This is a genomic window from Sagittula sp. P11 (assembly GCF_002814095.1).
Lineage (GTDB): Bacteria > Pseudomonadota > Alphaproteobacteria > Rhodobacterales > Rhodobacteraceae > Sagittula.
Genome location: NZ_CP021913.1, coordinates 38,867 through 58,405 on the forward strand (window position 1 = coordinate 38,867; position 19,539 = coordinate 58,405).

The 19,539-nt window shown below is 67.0% G+C and carries 16 protein-coding genes; 13 read left to right on the forward strand and 3 right to left on the reverse strand.

Annotated features, from left to right (window positions below; translation table 11 throughout):
• Positions 1 to 76: 76 nt before the first annotated feature.
• Positions 77 to 1,141, reverse strand: coding sequence for a tRNA preQ1(34) S-adenosylmethionine ribosyltransferase-isomerase QueA (gene queA, locus CDO87_RS00230; RefSeq protein ID WP_100926885.1), 1,065 nt, complete (start codon positions 1,139 to 1,141; stop codon positions 77 to 79).
• Between the two features lie 32 nt (positions 1,142 to 1,173).
• A complete protein-coding gene (locus CDO87_RS00235) occupies positions 1,174 to 4,401 on the reverse strand; it encodes an AsmA-like C-terminal region-containing protein (protein ID WP_198521789.1) in 3,228 nt (1,075 codons plus the stop codon).
• 141 nt (positions 4,402 to 4,542) lie between these two features.
• Between CDO87_RS00235 and CDO87_RS00240 the strand changes: the two genes are divergently transcribed.
• The 10 genes from CDO87_RS00240 to CDO87_RS00280 all read left to right on the forward strand — a co-directional run bounded on the left by CDO87_RS00240 (position 4,543) and on the right by CDO87_RS00280 (position 15,224).
• Complete coding sequence (locus tag CDO87_RS00240) at positions 4,543 to 4,992, forward strand: peroxiredoxin (protein WP_100926887.1); 450 nt, start codon at positions 4,543 to 4,545, stop codon at positions 4,990 to 4,992.
• Positions 4,993 to 5,129: 137 nt separating this feature from the next.
• Positions 5,130 to 5,954 (forward strand): ferritin-like domain-containing protein, encoded by an 825-nt coding sequence (locus CDO87_RS00245; protein ID WP_100926888.1) that lies wholly within the window; start codon positions 5,130 to 5,132, stop codon positions 5,952 to 5,954.
• A 167-nt stretch (positions 5,955 to 6,121) separates the two neighbouring features.
• Positions 6,122 to 7,432 carry a M23 family metallopeptidase gene (locus CDO87_RS00250; RefSeq protein WP_100926889.1) on the forward strand — a complete coding sequence of 437 codons (1,311 nt, stop codon included), beginning with the start codon at positions 6,122 to 6,124 and terminating at the stop codon, positions 7,430 to 7,432.
• The gene (locus tag CDO87_RS00255) at positions 7,422 to 7,943 is read left to right on the forward strand and encodes a polymer-forming cytoskeletal protein (protein WP_100926890.1); all 522 of its coding nucleotides are present in this window, start codon (positions 7,422 to 7,424) and stop codon (positions 7,941 to 7,943) included. The genes CDO87_RS00250 and CDO87_RS00255 overlap by 11 nt, the downstream gene beginning before the upstream one ends.
• Before the next feature lie 90 nt (positions 7,944 to 8,033).
• Entirely contained in the window at positions 8,034 to 9,404 is a 1,371-nt protein-coding gene (locus CDO87_RS00260) for a hypothetical protein (RefSeq protein WP_100926891.1), read from the forward strand.
• A gap of 352 nt (positions 9,405 to 9,756) precedes the next feature.
• Positions 9,757 to 11,280, forward strand: coding sequence for a glucan biosynthesis protein (locus CDO87_RS00265; RefSeq protein ID WP_254698252.1), 1,524 nt, complete (start codon positions 9,757 to 9,759; stop codon positions 11,278 to 11,280).
• Positions 11,280 to 11,417: a hypothetical protein gene (locus tag CDO87_RS26615; protein WP_198521790.1), complete on the forward strand. Its 138-nt coding sequence runs from the start codon at positions 11,280 to 11,282 to the stop codon at positions 11,415 to 11,417. Before CDO87_RS00265 ends, CDO87_RS26615 begins: the two co-directional genes overlap by 1 nt.
• The gene (mdoH, locus tag CDO87_RS00270; RefSeq protein WP_100926892.1) at positions 11,410 to 13,227 is read left to right on the forward strand and encodes a glucans biosynthesis glucosyltransferase MdoH; all 1,818 of its coding nucleotides are present in this window, start codon (positions 11,410 to 11,412) and stop codon (positions 13,225 to 13,227) included. The genes CDO87_RS26615 and mdoH overlap by 8 nt, the downstream gene beginning before the upstream one ends.
• A 16-nt stretch (positions 13,228 to 13,243) precedes the next feature.
• Positions 13,244 to 14,443, forward strand: a complete 1,200-nt coding sequence (locus CDO87_RS00275) for an OpgC family protein (protein ID WP_254698254.1) — start codon at positions 13,244 to 13,246, stop codon at positions 14,441 to 14,443.
• A gap of 64 nt (positions 14,444 to 14,507) precedes the next feature.
• Positions 14,508 to 15,224 (forward strand): hydratase, encoded by a 717-nt coding sequence (locus tag CDO87_RS00280; RefSeq protein WP_100926894.1) that lies wholly within the window; start codon positions 14,508 to 14,510, stop codon positions 15,222 to 15,224.
• Here the strand turns inward: CDO87_RS00280 and CDO87_RS00285 are convergent.
• Positions 15,221 to 16,150, reverse strand: a complete 930-nt coding sequence (locus CDO87_RS00285) for a LysR family transcriptional regulator (protein ID WP_100926895.1) — start codon at positions 16,148 to 16,150, stop codon at positions 15,221 to 15,223. The genes CDO87_RS00280 and CDO87_RS00285 overlap by 4 nt on opposite strands.
• A 129-nt stretch (positions 16,151 to 16,279) precedes the next feature.
• Between CDO87_RS00285 and hydA the strand changes: the two genes are divergently transcribed.
• From hydA to CDO87_RS00300, 3 genes are read left to right on the forward strand one after another with little or no spacing between them, the layout of a single operon-like run.
• Positions 16,280 to 17,698, forward strand: coding sequence for a dihydropyrimidinase (gene hydA / locus CDO87_RS00290; RefSeq protein WP_100926896.1), 1,419 nt, complete (start codon positions 16,280 to 16,282; stop codon positions 17,696 to 17,698).
• Entirely contained in the window at positions 17,695 to 18,447 is a 753-nt protein-coding gene (locus CDO87_RS00295) for an aspartate/glutamate racemase family protein (protein ID WP_100926897.1), read from the forward strand. Before hydA ends, CDO87_RS00295 begins: the two co-directional genes overlap by 4 nt.
• Before the next feature lie 40 nt (positions 18,448 to 18,487).
• Entirely contained in the window at positions 18,488 to 19,513 is a 1,026-nt protein-coding gene (locus tag CDO87_RS00300) for a TRAP transporter substrate-binding protein (RefSeq protein ID WP_100926898.1), read from the forward strand.
• Positions 19,514 to 19,539 lie beyond the last annotated feature (26 nt).

Below are 19,539 nucleotides of genomic sequence, written 5' to 3' on the forward strand. Positions count from 1 at the left end.
AGTCGCTGTGCGACCCTTGATGGGCAGATCGTCGTAAACGTGGGGTTATTCGCCGATGCGGCCCGGCCCACGTGCGTCAGGGTGCCCCGGTGCGGGACGGGATCAGCAGGGACGCGTCCCCGTAGGAGAAGAACCGGTACCCCTCTGCCACCGCATGGGCATAGACCTCGCGGATGCAGTCCTGCCCCATGAGCGCCGAGACCAGCATCAGCAGCGTCGACTTAGGCAGGTGGAAATTCGTCATCAGCGCGTCGGTCACATGGAAGGTGAAGCCGGGATATATGAAGATGTCGGTCACACCCCGGAAGGGCGCGATCTGTCCGCCCCGTGCGGCCGTTTCGATCAGGCGCAGTGCGGTGGTGCCGACCGGGATCACCCGTCCGCCCGCCGCGCGGGTCTCTGCGATCTCGGCGGCGGCCTCGGGCGTGACCTCGCCCCATTCGCCGTGCATCCGATGGGTGGTCACGTCCTCGACCTTGACCGGCAGGAAGGTGCCGGCGCCGACGTGCAGCGTCACGTGGGTGAAACTGACGCCCATGTCAGCGATGCGTTGGAGCAGCGGTTCGTCGAAATGCAGGCTGGCGGTGGGGGCCGCGACGGCGCCGCGGTTGCGCGCCCATACGGTCTGATAATCCTCCTTGTCCTGCGCATCGGCAGGACGCCGGGCGGCGATGTAGGGCGGCAACGGCATTGCGCCTGCCGCGTTCAGCGCAGCGTCGAAATCCTCTGCCGACAGGTTGAAGCGCAGGACCGCCTGCCCGTCTGCACGTGACATCAGCACGGCCTCCAGATCGTCCGAGAAACGGATGACTTCGCCGTCGCGCACCTTCTTCAGCGGTTTCAGCAGCGCCGACCAGCAGCCATCGGCGTGCGGCTCAAGCAGCGTCACCTCGATCTGCGCCTCGGTCTCGCCCGCCTCGCCGATCCGGCGACGGACACCCGACAGCCGCGCCGGGATCACCCGCGTGTCGTTCAGCACCAGCCGGTCGCCCGGACGCAGCCAGTCCGGCAGGTCGGCAACCGTCGCGTCGGAGATCGCCCCGCCGTCGCAGACCAGCAGCCGTGCGGATGTGCGTGGCCGTGCGGGCCGCGTGGCGATCAGCCGCTCGGGCAGGTCGAAATCGAAATCCGACAGCTTCATGTCTCAACCTCTTGGAATGTCTTGCTTGCCGATTACTGGGACAGCTTCGGCGGCGGTCGGCGGAAAATGTCACGGAACATGCCCGGGGTGAAGACCGAGAGCGGATTGACCGCCACCCTCGGTGCGCCTGTCGTGCCCCGCAGGTTGAAGTTGAAGCCGATCAGCCCCTCTCCCTTGCGCGCGATCAGGCGGCCGATGGCGTTGACCGCGTAGATCGGCGAGAGCACGCCCTGGAAATCCATCTGCCCGCTGCCGAGGTCGTAATAGCCGTCCATCGAGATACCCATTGACGGCCCTACTGCGCTCGATTCCGACACGATCACGCGGGAGGGCGTCAGCCGGAACCGCGCCTCGACGTCCGAAAAGAAGATCCCCGGCCCGTTCATCTGGTCGATGATGCCGACGATGCTGATTGCATCCAGAAGCGAGGCGATGGCCGGGGCCTTCTGCATCCGCGTGCCCTGTATGCGCATCAGCCCGTCGAAGCTTCCGGGCTGGCCGCTGACGGGGGCGAGGTCGAGGTTGAAGGTGCCGTCCTTCACCGTCTTCAGCAGCCCCGCCGCCTTCAGGATATCGCCCGCGTCCTCGCCGCTGATCCGGAAGGCGCTGCCACCTGCCTGCGGGATCACCTGCCCGGCCACCGGCGTGGCGCCCCCGAGTTGGCCGTCAAAGCGCCCTTCGAGCCCGCGCGCCAGGTCGAAGTTGCCGCGGAAGGCGCGCAGTTCGATGCTGTCGGTCACGCGCAGACTGTCGAGCGTTAGGGCCAGCGGACCGCCGCCCCCTCCGCCGCCGCTTGTACCGGAGGCGCCGAACGGCGCGCTGCGCAGGTCGACGCGGCCGGACGAAATCTCGACCGCCGGGGCGCTGTTGCCGCCGCGCGCACGCAGGCGGCCCGACACTTCCAGCCAGTCGGCGACCGTCACCCGCGACAGGTCGAGCCTTTCGAAGGCACCGGACGTCGACAGGACAAGTTGCCCGGCCGCATCCATGCCACCGCCCTTCAAAGTCAGCTCGGCGTTCTGCAGCCCGGGCGACAGGTTGCCCGCGATGGTAAAGCGTCCCGTGGTGCCAGGCGCCAGCGACCAGCCGATCTGCGGGACGGCCAGCCCCAGCCCCGCCAGATCGCTTTCGAGTTCGAAGCGCGGCGGCGCATTCGGCGGCAGATCGACCCGCAGGGCACCCGTGCCCTGACCGCGCAACATGCCGTTCGGCAGCGAGACACCGAAATCCGCCAATGTCTTCGGACTGAGCGTGATATCGGCCACGACCTCGGACCCACCGCCGCCGAAGGGCTGGGTCCAGCGCCCGTCGACCGGAACCCCGGACACGTTGGCCTGCCCCGCGATGGTGACGCCGCTGTTGTCCAGCTTCACCGACAACCCGTCGCCGCGGATCGTCTTGCCCGGGATCGCCTTGGCGCTTTCGACGTCGCGGAGCGTCCCAGCGAAGGCCAGATCGATATCGTCGAAGGTCAGCCCGTCCGCCAGCGGCAGGACCAGCCGTCCGCTGGCCGCGATCCGGCCGTCGGCCAGGGTCGCGTCCCGCCCGACCTTGCGCAGCACCCGCCACTGGTCGTTGTCGATATACGCCAGCACCGCGCCCACCGGCCCGTCGATCTTCAGGTCGACCTCACCCATCGAGGGCTTCTCCTTAAGGTCGGGTATGGTGAAGACCGAGCCGCCCACGTCGACGGTGCCCCGGTCCGTTACGATGTGACCTTCGTCGACCCTCAGGCCAAGACGCCGCTGGTGAATGGTCAGCCGCCCGCGCCCGTCCTCGATCGGCGGCAGGCTGGGCGCCACGCCGACCAGCGCATCCTCGAACGACAGGTCGAAGAAGGTGGTGGGATGCTCTGCCCCGGCCTCCGCACGCAGGGCAAAGCTCGCATCGAAAAGCCTGCCTTCACGGACGTTGCGTCCGACCCAGTCGCGGGTCTGCGGCACGAGTTGGCCGGGCCAGAAGGCCATGACCTGCTCCGGCACCGTTTCGGCCACACGCGCATCGAGCGACATGCTCCACCCGGCGCGTGTCGCCTCCAGCCACCCGCGCGCGCTGATCGGCAGGGTCGGATCGGTGATCCGGAGGGAGCCCAAGTCGACACGGAACGGGTTGAGCTGCAGGCGGAAGGCGGTCTGCGCGCCCTCGACCACGACGGGCCGGTCCATCACAGCGCTTTGCGCGACCTCGACGCCATCGAGCCTGAATTGCGCCGTCAGCCCGGGGGGCAGGCCACCCTCCGGCGCCTCGTCCAGCATGGTGGTGCCCGAGGCGCGGACCCGGCCCATGGCAGACTCCACCCGGATCTCCTCGAAGCGCATCAGGCGTTCGTCGGGGACGTAGGTGAAGGCGGTGCGCGCGCCGTCAAAGGGGATCGGCCGTGCCTCCCGGTTGGGTTGCAGGACACCCTTGCCGATTTCCAGCGTGGCGCGCATTTCGCCAAGCGCGCCATCCGGTGCGAGGGTGGATTGCAGCGAGCCGGAGATCGGCGCCTCCAGCGCGTCCATCCATGCCAGCGCCGGGCTTTGCGTGGCGATATCGCCGGAATCGAGATCCTGCAGCGTCATCCCGAATTCGAGCGATGTGTCGCCGATCCGGCTTTCGGCGCCGAGGGCGACGGTGGCCACGCCCGCCCCCCCGGACAGCAGCGCCACGTCGCCTGTCAGCTTCAGCGTGCCGTCTTCGCGCGTCAGCCGCAGCCGCCCGCCGTCCGCCGTCCAGCCGCGCCGGGCGCGCAGGTCCTCGTAGCGCAGGGTCAGGCTGTCCGCCTCGAAGAGGTCGAGCTTCGCAAGCCGCGGGTCCAGCGCGATGGCGTCGATCCGGGCGATGATCTGCGCGAGGTCTGGCACCTGCGTGCCCTCGGCAAAGGCATCGCCCAAAGCCAACCCCAACTTGCCGTTGCGGTCGCGCTGCAACGTGACGAAGGCGCCGGAGACCTGCGCCTCCCGCAGTTCCCATTCGCGCCTGAGGAACGACACGGGAGCCACGCCCGCTTCGATATCCGACAACTGCGCCACGAGGACGCCCTGTTCGTTGGTGACCGTGACGTCCCACAACACGATCCGCGCCAGCCCCGTCTCGGTGATCAAGAGGCTCATTCGACCGAAGTCGATGGAGATGCCCTGCAGGTTCTCGGCGATCCGCGTCTCGATCCTCTCGCGCAGCCATGCGGGCGCGTCGACCGGACGGCCCAGCATCGCCCAGATCCCGCCGCCCAGACCCGCCACCAGCGCCAGCATCACACCGGCGCACCACAGCAGCACCTTCCGCCGCCGCCCCCGGGGGGCATCCGATTTTTCTGTTGCCTGCTGCATGCTCACTGGAAGACCGGCCTCGGTGCCATATGCTTGGGGTGTGTGGCCCTTTGTGCCAACCATAAACGAAATCATTCCGGGAAGACACGCATGTCCGAAACAGCCCCCTCCTTCACCCTGCCCGCCACCTCCGGCGAGGTATCCTCCGACGCGCTGGCAGGCACGCCCTACGTGCTGTTCTTCTATCCGCGCGACGACACGTCCGGGTGCACGAAGGAGAACGAGGCCTTCACCGCTCTCCTGCCCGAGTTCGAGACGGCGGGTGTTAAGGTGTTCGGGATCTCGAAGGATTCAATCGCCAGCCACGAGAAGTTCATGAAGAAGAAGGCGCTGACCGTGCCGCTGATCTCCGACGAAGAGGGCGACCTGTCCGAGCGTTACGGCGTGTGGAAGGAAAAATCCATGTACGGCAAGACCTTCATGGGCATCGAACGCTCCACCTTCCTGGTTGGTGCGGACGGCTCCATCGTGAAGGAATGGCGGAAGGTGAAGGTTCCCGGCCACGCCGAGGAGGTGCTGGAGGCCGCGCGCGCCCTCTGACGTCCGGGCCTCAGGCTTTGACAGACGGTCGGGCAGCGGCGCGCCCCTTGCCCGACCAACATACGGCCCGCACGAATTGCCCATGCGCGGAAAGACGGGCGTTGTCCGGGCCGTCCGGGCGTGGCAAACGGCGGGCCATGATGACACTTTCGGAAATGGCGGTGGATGTTCTGACCACTGCGGACGGTCGGCAGAAAACCACGAAATCCCGCGCCTACGCCGCGGAGTGGTTCGCCGCGCGCGCCGCCGGAACGCCCATTGCCATCGGACGCGCCGAGCCGCCTCTGCGCCCGTCGCGCCCCGACCGGCCCGAACTCCTCGATCCCCGTGACGTGCCCAAGCGCAAGCCCGGCAGCCCGAAGGGCCGTATCGCGTTGCTGCACGCCGTGGCCCATATCGAGCTGAACGCCGTCGATCTGCACTGGGACATCATCCCGCGCTTCGCCGATACGCCGATGCCCACGGGCTTCTACGACGACTGGGTGAAGGCGGCGGACGAGGAATCGAAGCACTTCAATCTGATGTGCGACTGCCTCGAGGAGCTGGGCTCGCACTATGGCGCCCTGCCCGCCCACGCCGGGATGTGGCGCGCCGCCGAGGACACCGTGGCCGACTTCATGGGGCGGCTCGCGGTGGTGCCGATGGTGCTGGAGGCGCGCGGCCTGGACGTGACGCCGGGCATGATCGAGATCTTCCGCAAGGCCGGCGCGACCTCTGCCGTTGCCGCACTGGAAACGATCTATGCCGAGGAGGTCGGTCACGTCGCCTATGGCTCGAAGTGGTTCCACTTCCTGTGCGGTCGCCACGACCGGGATCCGAAGGACGCCTTCCACACGCTCGTCAGGACGTACTTCCACGGCGCGCTCAAGCCGCCGTTCAACGATGAAAAACGCGCCGAAGCCGGTCTTCCCCCTGATTTCTATTGGCCTCTCGCCGAAAACATTCCCAACAGAACCCCTTGATCCGTCTAGGAATCGGCGAATTCTTGCCGGTTTGGCCGAGTTCCGCGCACGATACAGGTCGCCCAGCCCAAATTTGTTGCACGCCCGTGATGCCCCCGGTAAGCCCGAAAGCGAGGCTGGGTTGGGGGACCGAGGCTTCGAAATGGGGACAATATAGGGACGGTCAGGTGCGAACACGTCTGGCAATAAAGACACATGCAATTCTAGAGCGCTTCTTTCCGGAGCGTCGACTCTTCCTCCGATCGGACAACGACACCCGATTTATCCGACTGAAATCCAGCACACAGGCCATCGCCTTTCTCGGCACCGCGCTCGTGATCAGCTGGACGACCATCGCCACCGCCATCCTGCTGATGGACTCCATCGGCGCCGGGAACTTCCGGGAGCAGGCGAAACGCGAACAGATCACCTACCAGCAACGGCTCAACGCCCTGTCGGCGGAACGCGACAACCGCGCCTCCGAAGCGCTGGCCGCGCAGAACCGGTTCAACGCCGCGCTGAAGCAGATCTCCTCCATGCAGACCGAACTGCTGGAGTCCGAGACCCGGCGCCGCGAACTGGAGACCGGCATCGACGTCATCCAGACGACCCTGCGCGACACCATGAAGGCGCGCGAGACCGTGTCCGACCAGCTCGCCGCCCTCGAAGAGCAAATCCAGGGCGGTTCGGTGGCTGTGTCCGGCACCTCGCAGGAAGACAACACGCTCGACATCCTGTCCGACGCGCTGGCCCGCACCGCGGCCGAGCGTGACCAGGTGATCGCCGACGCACAGGACGCGCTGATCCGCGCCTCCGAGATGCAGGCCCAGATCGAGATGATGGAAGAGAAGAACGACACGATCTTCCGCCAGCTCGAAGATGCCATGACCGTCTCCGTCAAGCCGCTCGACAAGATGTTCGAGAAGGCCGGCATGGACCCGGACCGCATCCTCAACCAGGTGCGCAAGGGCTACACCGGCCAGGGCGGCCCGCTGACGCCGCTGTCCTTCTCCACCATGGGTCAGGAGCCTTCGGGCGACACGATGCGCGCCAACAGCATCCTGAACCAGATGGACCGCCTGAACCTCTACCGTATCGCCGCGCAGAAGGCCCCCTTCGCCACGCCGCTGAAGGACCCGTTCCGCTTCACTTCGGGCTTCGGCTACCGCTGGGGCCGCCTGCACGCGGGAACCGATTTCGCGGCGCCGCACGGCACGCCGATCTATTCGACAGCCGATGGCGTCGTGGTCCACGCGGACTGGTCTTCGGGCTACGGTCGACTGGTCAAGATCCAGCATGAATTCGGCATCGAAACCCGCTATGCGCACATGTCGAAAATTCGGGTGAAGACCGGTCAAAGGGTCTCGCGCGGGCAGCGGATCGGTGATATGGGGAACACTGGACGGTCGACCGGGACCCACCTGCACTACGAGGTCCGTGTCGGCGGCAAACCCGTCAATCCCATGATCTATATCAAGGCTGCGAACGATGTTTTCTAAAAGCAAAATCAACGAACCCGGTCCCGGCAGCGATGCCGCGGCAAAACCCAGCGTTCCCGAGTCTGCGAAACCGTCCACCGGCGATTTCAAGCCCTCCGCTCCGAAGCCGAAGCCGCCGGCCTCCGTGCTGTCCCCGGACCTGCACGTGACAGGCAACATCAAGACCACCGGCGACATTCAGGTCGAGGGCACGGTCGAGGGCGACATCCGCGCCCACCTGCTGACCATCGGCGAAAGCGCCACCATCAAGGGTGAGGTCGTCGCAGACGACGTCGTCGTGAACGGTCGCATCGTCGGTCGCGTCCGCGGCCTGAAGGTCCGCCTGACCGCCACCGCGCGTGTCGAGGGCGACATCATCCACAAGACCATCGCGATCGAATCCGGCGCCCACTTCGAGGGTTCGGTGCAGCGCCAGGACGATCCTCTGAACGGCGGCAAGGCCCGCCCGATCGGCCAGGCCACCGCACAGGCCACGGCGATTCCGCCGCAGACCGGCGGCCAGCAGGGCTGACGCAAGCCACCGAAATTCCTGAAAAGGCCTCGCCAAAAGCGGGGCCTTTTGCTTTTCTGGACCGGACGATTACCGGAACGGACCTATTCAATGCCCAGACTTCTTGCCGCCCTTTTGATCACCCTCCTGCCGTCCGCCAGCATGGCCGCGACCCTCGCCCTGACCGACGATCCTGAATTCGGCTGCCTCGTGACCCTCGACGGCCCGATTGCCCCGGGCGACACCGAAACGTTCTTGTCGCTCATCAAACAGGCCTCCACCAGTTCCCGCCACGCCGACCTGATCTGGTACACCGAATACGATGACGGTACACCGCCGGACATCGACCTCAAGGTGCCGCTGAACCTGTGCCTGAACAGCCCCGGCGGAGCACTGACCGAGGCGATGAAGCTGACCGACGCGGTGCACGGCAGGCTGGGCACGATGGTGCGGCCCGGCGCGCGGTGCGAAAGCGCCTGCGCCCTCGTCTTCATGGCCGGTTCCTACGACACGGGCAGCGACATCGGCTATATCACCAGCCGCCACCTGCACGTCGACGGCAAGCTGGGCTTTCACGCGCCGAGCCTCTCGGTGCCGGAGGGCAGCTACGATGCGGCCTCTGTCGCGCGGGCCTACCAGGTGTCCGTCGCCGCCACGGCCAAGATCTTCCGCAACCTGGTGAACTACCGCTTTGCGCCCTCGCTCGCCGCGCGGATGCACGAGACGCCGCCGGAACAGATGTTCTACGTTTCCACCGTCCGCGAGGCCGCGCGCTGGGGCATTTCGGTGGTGGGTGTCGATGCGCCCTCTGCCATCTCCGACGCGGTGATCCGCACCGCTTGCGGGAACCTCTATCGCCGCACCAGGGACCAGCTGAACAGCGACCCCGACTCGTGGAGCCGCAACGGCCACAACGGCGCGCAGGTGGACCGCCCCGAGCGCGAGACCTTCACCTACACCAACTTCGGGATGGAGGCGCTCGGCACCTGCGAGGGCCGGTTCCTCGACCCGGGCGATGAGTACAACCTTGCCCGCACGTGGTGGCCGGTCAGCAGCGTGGTGCAGAATGCCACTTGGGCCACCGCCGCCTTCCCCGACGCCCAGCCGACGCTGTTCTTCTCGTTCCTGCAGTCGTTCATGGCCTGGCCCGGCGAGGTGCCGCTGGCCGCCCTGCCCCGCAACGGTCAGGCGATCGAGATGACGCAGCCCGGCAACTGCTTCGTCTACGACTCCAGCGACAGGCTGATCGACCGGGAGCCCTGCACCCGCATCCAGAGGGCCGAACCGGACGGGCGGCTGGTGTCGCTGCACGACTGGCCGTCCGGTGCGCGCACCGTGATCGAACTGGAGGGCGGCATCCGGCGGATCAACGGCGGCGAAGCCTACGCCTGGTACTGGCCCGAACCGAAACCGCAGGGCGCCGGTGAGACCTGCACGCAGAACACATCGTCCGGCAACTCCTTCTGTTTCCATCTGGACTGAGTCGCACCGCGGCGGCGGGCAAGACGCGCAAGTTGCCCCAGCGGCAGGACGAGTCGCATGCCCCTTTCGAGGGGCACGTTCGCGTTTCAGTTGCGCTCGAAATGCAAGCAGGTTCCCTCAGGACGCATGTTTTCGGGACGTTTTTTGCCGCGATGCGGCGGAATTGCGCGCAACTCGTTGCCCGGCGCAAAAATGCGGCGTTTCGGCGCTTGAAAAACCGCTCGCGGAAAGCAACCTACGCTCGACAATACAGAGGCGACGCCGCAAACATATGCCCGCAACTTACCGTAATACTGTAACTTCTTCGTTCCTAACCCGCAGGACCCTGTTCGCTCAGACCTTCGCCGCGGCCATGCTTGCCGCTTGCCGCGGTGCAGCACAGACAGAGTCCGAGAGCAGCCCCGAACCGGAGGCTGAAGGTACCCCCTTCTCCTTCGACTGGCTGGCCGACCGCCAGCGCGAGAGTGCCGGGCGGGAATGGGTTCCTCCTCCCGTTCTGGATGAGGAGGTGTCGGGTCTCGACTACGACGCCTACCGCCAGATCCAGTTCCGCCCGGACCACGCCCGCTGGTCCGGCCCGAAGTCCCGCGTCGTGCTGCACGGCTACCATCCGGGCTGGCTGTTCGACCGCCCGGTGCGCCTGAACGAGATCGTCGACGGCACCGCGCGCCCGATGCGCTTCACCGGCGGCGACTTCCGCTACGGCGAGAACGTCGCTCAGCGCTTTCCCGACGACTTCGAGTTTCCGGGCGTCGCGGGCTTCCGCCTGAACGCGCCGGTGAACTCGCCCGACCGCTTTGACGAGGTCGTGTCGTTCCTTGGCGCGAGCTACTTCCGCGCGCTCGGCAAGGGCAACGTTTATGGCCTCAGCGCGCGTGGCCTCGCACTCAACACCGCCATCGGCGGCGAAGAGGAATTCCCCTTCTTCTCGGAGTTCTGGATCGAGCGTCCCGAACCGGGCACCTCGCACGTGGTCTTCTACGCCGCGCTCGAAAGCCCCTCGGTCGCCGGCGCCTACCGCTTTGCCATCACGCCGGGCGAGACCACGACGATCGACGTGGAACAACGCCTGTTCTTCCGCAACGACGTGCGTCAGCTTGGTATCGCGCCGCTGACCTCCATGTTCCTGTTTGCGCCGAACGACGTGGGTCCGTTCCACGACTACCGCGAACGGGTGCACGACAGCGAGGCGCTGATCGTCGATACCAGCGACCACCGCTTCTTCCGGCCGCTCAGCAACCCCGAGACGCTGGCAAACTCCTATGTCGGGGCAAACGCGCCGACCGCCTTCGGCCTCGTGCAGCGCAACCGTGCCTTCGAGGATTACCTCGACGCCCACGCCTACTATGAAAAGCGTCCCTCGCTCATCGTGGAGCCTGTGGGCGACTGGGGCCGCGGCGCGGTCCGGCTGATCGAGATCCCGACCGACCTGGAAAGCAACGACAACATCGTGGCCTTCTGGGTGCCGGAGGCCGAGGTGCAGGCCGGGGACGCGCGCGAGTTCTCCTACCGCCTTCACTGGGGCATGGCGCCGCTCGGCAGCGATACACAGTATGCCCGGGTTTTGCGCACTTTGACCGGTTTTGGCGGCGTAGCAGGCATAAATCCGCAGAAGGATCGGCAAAAATTCGTCATCGACTTCGATGCGGAACGAATGACGGAACTCGACGACGACACGCCTGTTGAGGAAGTGGTTTCCGCGGTCAACGGCGAGATCGTGGAAACCATTCTGGAACGCCTCGAGGAGCCGCACCTCTGGCGACTGGTGATCGAGGTCCGCGCAACAGGGCCTCAACCGGTCGAACTCAAGGCCGACCTTCAACAGGGTAATCGCCGTCTGACGGAAACATGGTTGTACCAATGGAAGAAAAACTGATGGGCCGGTCCGAAACTCAGGACATGTTCGGACTGCCGCCGAACGCGCCGCTCGACATGCCATCTCAGGTTCTGGAACGCAGCCGGCCGCGCTACGTTCCTCTGCTCTCGCGCTGGCTGATGTGGCGCAATGCCTGACCGGAGCGCCGTCCGTCCGGACGCCCCGACCGTTCTCGTCCGCACGCTGGCACTGACCTTCACCTTCGGTGCGGCGGCCTTTGCCGCGACGCTGATGGCCGACGCCGCGATCAGCGACGGTGTGCAGGCGCTCGACCTCGCGCGCGTCGCGCTGATCTTCGTCACCACGCTGTGGCTGGCGTGGGGGGCGGTGCAGGCGCTTGTCGGCCTGCCCCGGTTGCGGCGCCGCATCGACATGGATTCCCTGCCGAAGCCCACCGCGCCCACGGTCGTGCTCCTGCCGATCTGCAACGAGGACCCCGAGGCCGCCGCCAACCGCATTCGTGCGATGATGCGCTCGTGCATGTTCGCCGAGGTAAAGGTCGACTTCGCGATCCTGTCGGACACCCGCGATCCCAAGGCACAACTGAAGGAGCGCGCGGCCTTTGCCGATCTGCTCCAGCCGCGCGACGACGGGCTGCGCGTGTTTTACCGCCTGCGCGAGAACAACCATGGCCGCAAGGCCGGCAACGTCGAGGAGTTCATCCGCCGTTTCGGCGGCGCCTACGAATTCGCGGTGATCCTCGATGCCGACAGCCTCATGGAGGGTGCCACCATCGGGCACCTGATTTCGCGCATGATGGCGGACCCGCGCCTTGGCCTTCTTCAGACGCTACCAAAGGTGATCGGCGCCTCGTCGCTGTTCGGGCGGGCGATGCAGTTCGCCGCCAGCTTTCACGCGCCGGTCTTTGCGCGCGGCCTGCAGCGGATGCAGGGCGGCACCGGGCCGTTCTGGGGGCACAATGCCATCGTGCGCGTGCGCGCCCTTGCCCAGTGCTGCGGACTGCCCGTGCTGCGCGGCACACCGCCCTTCGGCGGTGTCATCCTGAGCCACGACTACGTCGAGGCGGCGCTTCTGGCGCGCGGCGGCTGGCGGGTCGAACTCGACAGCACCATTCCCGGCTCTTACGAGGAAGGCCCGGACAACATCGTGGCCTTTGCCCGCCGCGACCGCCGCTGGTGCCAGGGCAACCTGCAGCACATGCGGCTTGTCGGCGCGCCGGGCCTTCTGGGGTGGAGCCGCTTCGTCTTTGTCCAGGGCATCGCATCCTACCTCGTGCCGCTGCTCTGGGCCGCGTTCCTTGTGACCTCCGTCGCCGCGACCGCGACCGCTCCCCTGCCGGACTACTTCCCGGAACCGCACCAGCTGTTCCCGGTCTTCCCCGACGACCGCACGCGCGAGATCGTGGCGCTGGCTATCGGGATCATCGGCCTGCTTCTGCTGCCCAAATTCGGCATCCTGCTGCACGCGGCGCTCGACCGCCGGACGCGCGATTTCGGCGGCACCGCACGCTCCGCCGCTTCCGTCACGACGGAGATCCTGCTGTCCTCGCTGCTGGCGCCGGTCATGCTGATGTACCAGACCCGCGCGGTCGTGCAGGTGTTGTCCGGGCAGGACGGCGGCTGGCCCGCCAACCAGCGCGGCGAGGGACGGCTGTCCCTGCTCGACGCATGGCGCGCCTCCGGCTGGATCGCGCTTTGCGGACTGGCCGCCCTTCTGGCCGCCGCCTACCTCGCTCCTGCGCTGACCGTGTGGCTCCTGCCGGTGACCGTGCCGATGATCGGTGCGCCGCTCCTGCTGGCCTCGACGTCTCACCCGGTCGGCCGCAGCGTCTTCCTCACCCCCGAGGAAACCGCCCCCGCGCCCGTGATCGCAGCCTTCCGGGTCCTGAGCGAGCGCGCGCGGACCGACCGCGCCCAAGACACCGCGGCAGAGCAGACCTCTGACGCCAACCCCGAGACGTCCGATGTCCCCGTCCGCGCAACCTGACCGCAAGATCGTCCCCATGCCCGCACGGCCCGGCCCCGCGCCGAAGGAGCGCGATCCGCGGATTGACTTCTTCCGCGGCGTCGCGCTGATGATGATTCTCATCAACCACATGCCCGGCAACCCTTGGGAGGCGATCACCAACCGGGAGCTCGGCTTTTCCGACGCGGCAGAGGCGTTCTTTGTCATGTCCGGCATCGCGGCGGGCATCGCCTATTCCCCTGCCATCGCCCGCTGGCTCGACGGCAAGGGCGGGCTGCGCGCGGCGCTGACGCCGATGTGGCGACGGGCGTGGACGCTGTACCTCGTGCAGATCCTGCTGACGGTCATCGCGCTCGGCCTCTTTGCCTGGGCGGCGGACACCTTCCTGCTGTCGAAGTTCAGGACGATGCACAATCTGGGCCTGATCTACTCCGACACGCGGGCGGCGCTGACCGGCATTCCGATCCTCGGCTACCAGATCGGCTACGTGAACATCCTTCCCACCTACATCGTCCTGATGATAGCCGGGCCGCTGATCCTCGCCGCCGCGATCCGCTGGCCGTGGCAGACGCTGACCGCCTCTGTCGCGCTGTGGTGGGTCGCCGGTGCCTACCGGCTGAACATCCCCAACCATCCGGGCGGCGGCGGCTGGTTTCTGTCGCCGCTGTCATGGCAGCTGATCTTCCTCGTCGGGCTGATGATCGGCCACCGGCACCGGCGCGGAGAGCGGATGGTCCCGGTCAACCGCACCCTGTTCTACGCCGCGCTGTTATTCGTGGTCTTCGCCTTCGCGTGGCGGCATGTTCCGGCCCTCGGATCCTTCATGAACCACAAGATGGCGCAGCTCAGCAGCCTTGGCGCGCCATACCACATCACGACGCACAACAAGACGCTGCTGGCCGCGCCGCGCCTGCTGCATGTGCTGGCGATGCTCTATGTCCTGTCCTGCCTGCCCGTGGTGCGCCGCATCGCCGCGCATACGGCATCGGCGCCGCTGCGGCTCTTGGGGCAGCATGGTCTGCTGGTCTTTGCGATCGGCACCGTGCTGGCGCTGATCGGGCAGATCCTGATGGATGTAGAACCGAATGTCGCATGGCTGCCGTGGATCCTGCCGCCGCTCGCTGCGCTGATCTCCTACGCGGCGGTGCGGATCGCCATCTGGGGCACCGTGCCGCGCAGCCCGACGCCGGACCGGGCGGCCACCGTCCCGGCCGCGCCGATGCGGGATCTCGCCTGAAACCGGCTTGCACGGGCGCGGTTGCCGCACGAGAGTGACGCAAACCGCGCCCGGAGCCTGACCGATGACCACCACCGACGCCTATGCCGCCGCCCTCACCGGGGCGCACACCTCGCGACATCGGGCGGACGCCAGCGCGCTTCCCGCGCCCACCTACGAAGAGGCGCTGGCCATCCAGTCCCTCGTGATGCCGGCCCTCGGCGCAGTCAGCGGCTTCAAGGTCGGGGACCGGGTCGACGGCCCGCCGGTCATCGCGCCGATCCCGGCCAGCCGGACGCTCGCTTCGGGGGCGGTGGTTCCGGTCATCGACCTCCTCGGGATCGAGCTTGAGATCGGGTTCGAATACCTGACCGACGACGCGCCCGACCTGAACAACCCGGCGCAAAGCTTCCGCCCGCGGATCGTTCTCGAACTGGTGGACACCCGCCTGACGGGCCGTGAACTCGATCCGATGACCAAGCTGGCCGACATGCAGATCAACGCGGGCCTGATCCTCGGCCCGGCGCTGGAGGATTGGGACGGCAGTGACTTTTCCACCGTCAACGCGCGGCTCACCTGCAACGACCGCACCGTGATCGACGGGCCTGCGACGGTGCCCGGCGGCTCCGCCCTCGCCAACCTCGCGCTGTTCTGCGCACATGTGGGCCGGCATTGCGGCGGGCTGCGCAAGGGGCAGACCGTCATCACCGGCTCGCTCTCCGGTCTCGAGTATTTTCCCGCCGGGACGAAGGTCCTCGGGCACATCGACGGCTTCGGCGGTATCGGCTGCACCCTCGCCTAGGTGTCCTCGCGCGCCTCGGCCAGCAGACCGCCCGTCCGCTCGACCAGGTACTCCGCCACCAGCCGCGCCGCCCGCGACAGCGCCCGCCGCGCGTCGATCACGACGGAAATCGTCGGCGGCACCAGCCCCTTGTCCTTCAGCGGCAGGAACAGCAGATCGCCGCTGCGCAGCTCCGGCAGAACGTCGAGTTCGGAGGTGATCATCGCCACATCGCCCCGAAGCAGCGCACGCTTCAGCACCTGAAGCGAGTTCGACGCCAGCACCGGCACGTTCTCTGCAAAGAACCAGGCGTGGCGGTTGTCCATGTATTGCCGGATCGGCAGCCGCGCGCTTTGCGACACCAGCGCATGGCCCGACAGCTTGGCGAGCGAGACCTCGGCCTCCACCGCAAGTGGATGTTCCGGCGCGACGATACAGCCGAAACGCAGCTTGTCGGTCCAGAGCACGTGCTGGTGGCGCAGGCGCGGCATGTCGAAGGCGATGGCGACCTCCACCGCGCCCTCGTCCAGTTGCCGCGCCGCCTGTGACGGCGGCACGATGTCGAGGTTCAGGCGCAGCTGCGGGTGCTCTTCTCTCAGCCAGACGTGCAGGTCCTCGAGGACGCCGTTCGCCATGCTGTCCATCGCGGCAAGCCGCACGCTGCCGCGTTCCTGTCCGCGCATCTCCTGCAGGTCGGTTTCCAGCCGCTCGGCATCCGAACGCCAGCGGCGCGCCATGACGACGACCGCCTCTCCGGCGGCTGTGGGGCGCATGCCGCGCGGCAGGCGTTCGAACAGCGGCGCGCGGTTGGCCTCTTCCAGCGCCTTGATGTGCCGGTCGATGGCCGAGGCGGCGATTCCCAGGGCGCGCGATGCGGCCTGCACCGATCCGTGTTCGGCAACTGCCTCAACATAAAGCAAAGGGCGCGGAACGAGATGCATTTTCATGCGAATACCCGAATTATCCATTCTCAATTCGAGAACGGAAAGTCACACATTTTGTCATGGATGGCAATTCGAACCGTCGCTAGCCTTGGGGTCGACGGTTCGGCCCGCCAACAGAAAGATCACGAAGAAATGCAAGACAACGCCCCCCACAGCCAGACCCATGACACGGTGATAAAAGGCGCGCGCGTCGTGACCTCCGGCGCGGTGACAGCGTGCGAGATCGGCATCGTCGCGGGGCGGATCGTGACGCTGGGCAGCGGGCTCTACGGGCGCGAGGTCATCGACGCCACCGGCCTGATCGCCATGCCCGGCGGCATCGACAGCCACATACATATCTCGCAGCCCTCCGGACCGGGTGTCGAGATGGCGGATGACTTCGCCTCCGCCACGCGCTCCGCGGCCTGCGGCGGGAACACCACCGTCATGCCCTTCTGCCTCGCGACCGAAGGCCAGACCCTGCGCGACGCCGTGGCCGCCTACATGGCGAAGGCCGAAGGCCAGTGCCTGACCGACGTGTCCTTCCACCTGATCGTGACAAAGGCCGACCCGGTGACGCTGGGCCAGGACCTGCCCGCGCTGATCGCCGAGGGGATGACCAGCTTCAAGGTCTTCATGACCTATCAGGGCATGCGCCTGACCGATGCGGAGATCCTGCAGGTCATGGACGTGGCCCGCGAACAGGGCGCGCTGACCCTTGTCCATGCCGAGAACGAGGACGCCATCGAGTTCCTGCGCGACAAGGCGGAGCGCACGGGCCAGACCTCTCCGGTCAACCACGCCCGCACCCGTCCCGTCCCCGTCGAACGCGAAGCCACCCACCGCGCCACCACGCTGGCCGAGGTCGCGGGCGTGCCGGTGATGATCGTGCATGTCTCGAACGGTGCCGCCCTTGAAGAAATCCAGCGCGCCAGGGCCCGCGGCGTGCGCGTGCTGGCCGAGACCTGCCCGCAGTACATCACCCTGACCGCCGACGATCTGGACCGCGCGGGTTTCGAGGGGGCGAAATGGGTGTGCTCTCCGCCGCCGCGCGACACCGCCGAACAGGCGGCGATCTGGACCGGGTTGACCTCCGGCGCCTTCGACGTCTTTTCCTCCGACCATTGCCCGTTCCGCTTCGACGACAGCCACGGCAAGGACGTGCCCGGCGCGCGCAAGTCCTTCCGCAACATCCCGAATGGCATCCCGGGCGTGGAAACGCGCCTGCCGATCCTGTTCTCCGAAGGCGTCACAAAGGGCCGTATCAGCCTGCAGACCTTTGCCGCGCTGACCGCCACCAACCACGCCCGCATCTACGGGCTGGAACACAAGGGCAGCATCGCCATCGGCATGGACGCCGACATCGTGCTCTGGGATCCGTCGATGACCCGCACCATCACGCAGGACATCCTGCACCACGGCGCCGACTATACGCCTTGGGAGGGTTTCGAGGTGACGGGCTGGCCCGTGCGGACCATCCTGCGCGGGCAGACCGTCATGCAGGACGGCGAACCCGTGGGCCAGCCCAAAGGGCACCACGTCGCCCGTGCCAAGCCGGAGGTCGCGGCATGAGCTTCGATCCCGTCGACGGCATCCGCATCGGGATGCTCACGCCGTCCTCCAACACCGTGCTGGAACCCTACACCTCGGCGATGTTCGCGCCTTTCGGCGACGCCGCCACCGCGCACTTCGGCCGCTTCCGCGTGGTCGAGATCTCCATGTCGGAGGCGTCGCAGTCGCAGTTCACACTCGAACCGATCCTGGAAGCCGCCGAGCGGCTGGCGGAGGCGAAACCCCACCTGATCGCGTGGAACGGCACCTCGGCCTCGTGGCTGGGGCTGGAGAAGGACCGCGCCCTCTGCGCTGCCATCACCGAGCGGACAGGCGTCCCCGCCACCTCCACGATCCTCGCCTACGACACACTCTTCAGGGCGATGAATGTCCGGCGGCTTGGCGTCGTCACGCCGTATATCGAGGATATCGAGACCCGGATGATCGCGAACTACGCCGCACAGGGGATCGAGGTCACCGCCACCCGGCGGCTCGACGACAAGGGCAACTACAGCTTCGCCACCTACCCGGCGGCCCGGGTCGGTGCCATGGTCGAGGAGGTCGCGGCCTCTGAACCGGACGCCATCGCCATCGTCTGCACCAACTTCCGCGGCGCCCCCGAAGCGGCGCGCATCGAAGAAGCCACCGGCATCCCGGTGCTCGATTCCGTCGCCGTCACAGCGGCGCACTGCCTGCGCGAGACCGGGCTGGACCCGTCGCGCGTCACCGGATGGGGGAGCGTCTTCGCACGTTTCGCAGCCCTGTCCTGAACACAGAACCACACGACAAAGACCCACCAAGGAGACACCCATGATCCGAACGATCGCAACCTGCGCCGCGGCGCTGGCCGTCCTCGCCGTGCCTGCGTCCGCCGAAACCCTGCGCGTGATGGGCCAGCCCGTCGCAACCGGCCTCATCCAGAAGAACGTCGAACAGCCGTTCTTCGAGAACTTCGCCGAGGAAACCGGCCTCGAAGGTTTCACCGCGGATTACCAGCCGGTCGACGTCACCGGCATCAAGGACACCGAGCAGCTGCGCATCCTCAAGGACGGCCTGTTCGACATCGTCTCGCTGCGCCTGTCGCAGGTCAGCCGCGACGAACCCACCATCCTCGGCCTCGACCTCGTCGGCCTGAACCCCGACTACGAAACCGGCAAGAAGACGGTCGAAGCCTTCGCCCCCGTTGTCGACGCCCGCCTGCAGGAGAAGTTCAACACCAAGCTGCTGGGCGTCTGGCCGTTCGGTCCGCAGGTCCTGTTCTGCGAACCGGAGATCGGCTCTCTGGCCGACCTCAAGGGCCTGAAGGTCCGCGTCTACGACCAGAACCTGGCCGAATTCATCAGCCTCGTCGGCGGCACGCCCGTCCCGCTCAGCTTCCCCGAGGTGCAGCAGTCGCTGGCCCGCGGCGTGGTCGACTGCGCCATCACCGGCCCGTCGTCCGCCAATTCCGCCGGCTGGCCGGAAGTGACCTCCTACACCCTGCCGATTGCCTTCCAGCTTGCGATGAACGGCTACGGCATCAACCTCGACACATGGAACAAGATGACGCCGGAGCAGCAGGACAAGCTGCAGGCGGGCTTCGACAAGCTGTCCGACAAGATCTGGGCCTACTCCGAGGAGCTGTTCGACGACGCGGTGAACTGCAACACCGGCGCCGAGCCCTGCGAGACCGGCACCTCCTACGACCTGAAGCTGGTGGAGCCGACCGCCGCCGACAAGGAACTGGTGGGCACCGCCGTGCCGAACGTCTCCTTCCCGGCGTGGAAAGAAGTCTGCGACGCCACCAACCCGGGCTGCTCGGACGCGTGGACCGCCGCCACCGGCCAGAGCATGTAATTCCCCCGATGCCCCCGGGCCGGCGA

Coding starts and splice junctions, on each gene's coding strand:
- queA (WP_100926885.1), bottom strand. CDS start 1,141: ATGAAGCTGTCGGATTTCGATTTCGACCTGCCCGAGCGGCTGATCGCC.
- CDO87_RS00240 (WP_100926887.1), top strand. CDS start 4,543: ATGTCCGAAACAGCCCCCTCCTTCACCCTGCCCGCCACCTCCGGCGAG.
- CDO87_RS00245 (WP_100926888.1), top strand. CDS start 5,130: ATGATGACACTTTCGGAAATGGCGGTGGATGTTCTGACCACTGCGGAC.
- CDO87_RS00255 (WP_100926890.1), top strand. CDS start 7,422: ATGTTTTCTAAAAGCAAAATCAACGAACCCGGTCCCGGCAGCGATGCC.
- CDO87_RS00260 (WP_100926891.1), top strand. CDS start 8,034: ATGCCCAGACTTCTTGCCGCCCTTTTGATCACCCTCCTGCCGTCCGCC.
- CDO87_RS00265 (WP_254698252.1), top strand. CDS start 9,757: ATGCTTGCCGCTTGCCGCGGTGCAGCACAGACAGAGTCCGAGAGCAGC.
- CDO87_RS26615 (WP_198521790.1), top strand. CDS start 11,280: ATGGGCCGGTCCGAAACTCAGGACATGTTCGGACTGCCGCCGAACGCG.
- mdoH (WP_100926892.1), top strand. CDS start 11,410: ATGCCTGACCGGAGCGCCGTCCGTCCGGACGCCCCGACCGTTCTCGTC.
- CDO87_RS00275 (WP_254698254.1), top strand. CDS start 13,244: ATGCCCGCACGGCCCGGCCCCGCGCCGAAGGAGCGCGATCCGCGGATT.
- CDO87_RS00280 (WP_100926894.1), top strand. CDS start 14,508: ATGACCACCACCGACGCCTATGCCGCCGCCCTCACCGGGGCGCACACC.
- CDO87_RS00285 (WP_100926895.1), bottom strand. CDS start 16,150: ATGAAAATGCATCTCGTTCCGCGCCCTTTGCTTTATGTTGAGGCAGTT.
- hydA (WP_100926896.1), top strand. CDS start 16,280: ATGCAAGACAACGCCCCCCACAGCCAGACCCATGACACGGTGATAAAA.
- CDO87_RS00295 (WP_100926897.1), top strand. CDS start 17,695: ATGAGCTTCGATCCCGTCGACGGCATCCGCATCGGGATGCTCACGCCG.
- CDO87_RS00300 (WP_100926898.1), top strand. CDS start 18,488: ATGATCCGAACGATCGCAACCTGCGCCGCGGCGCTGGCCGTCCTCGCC.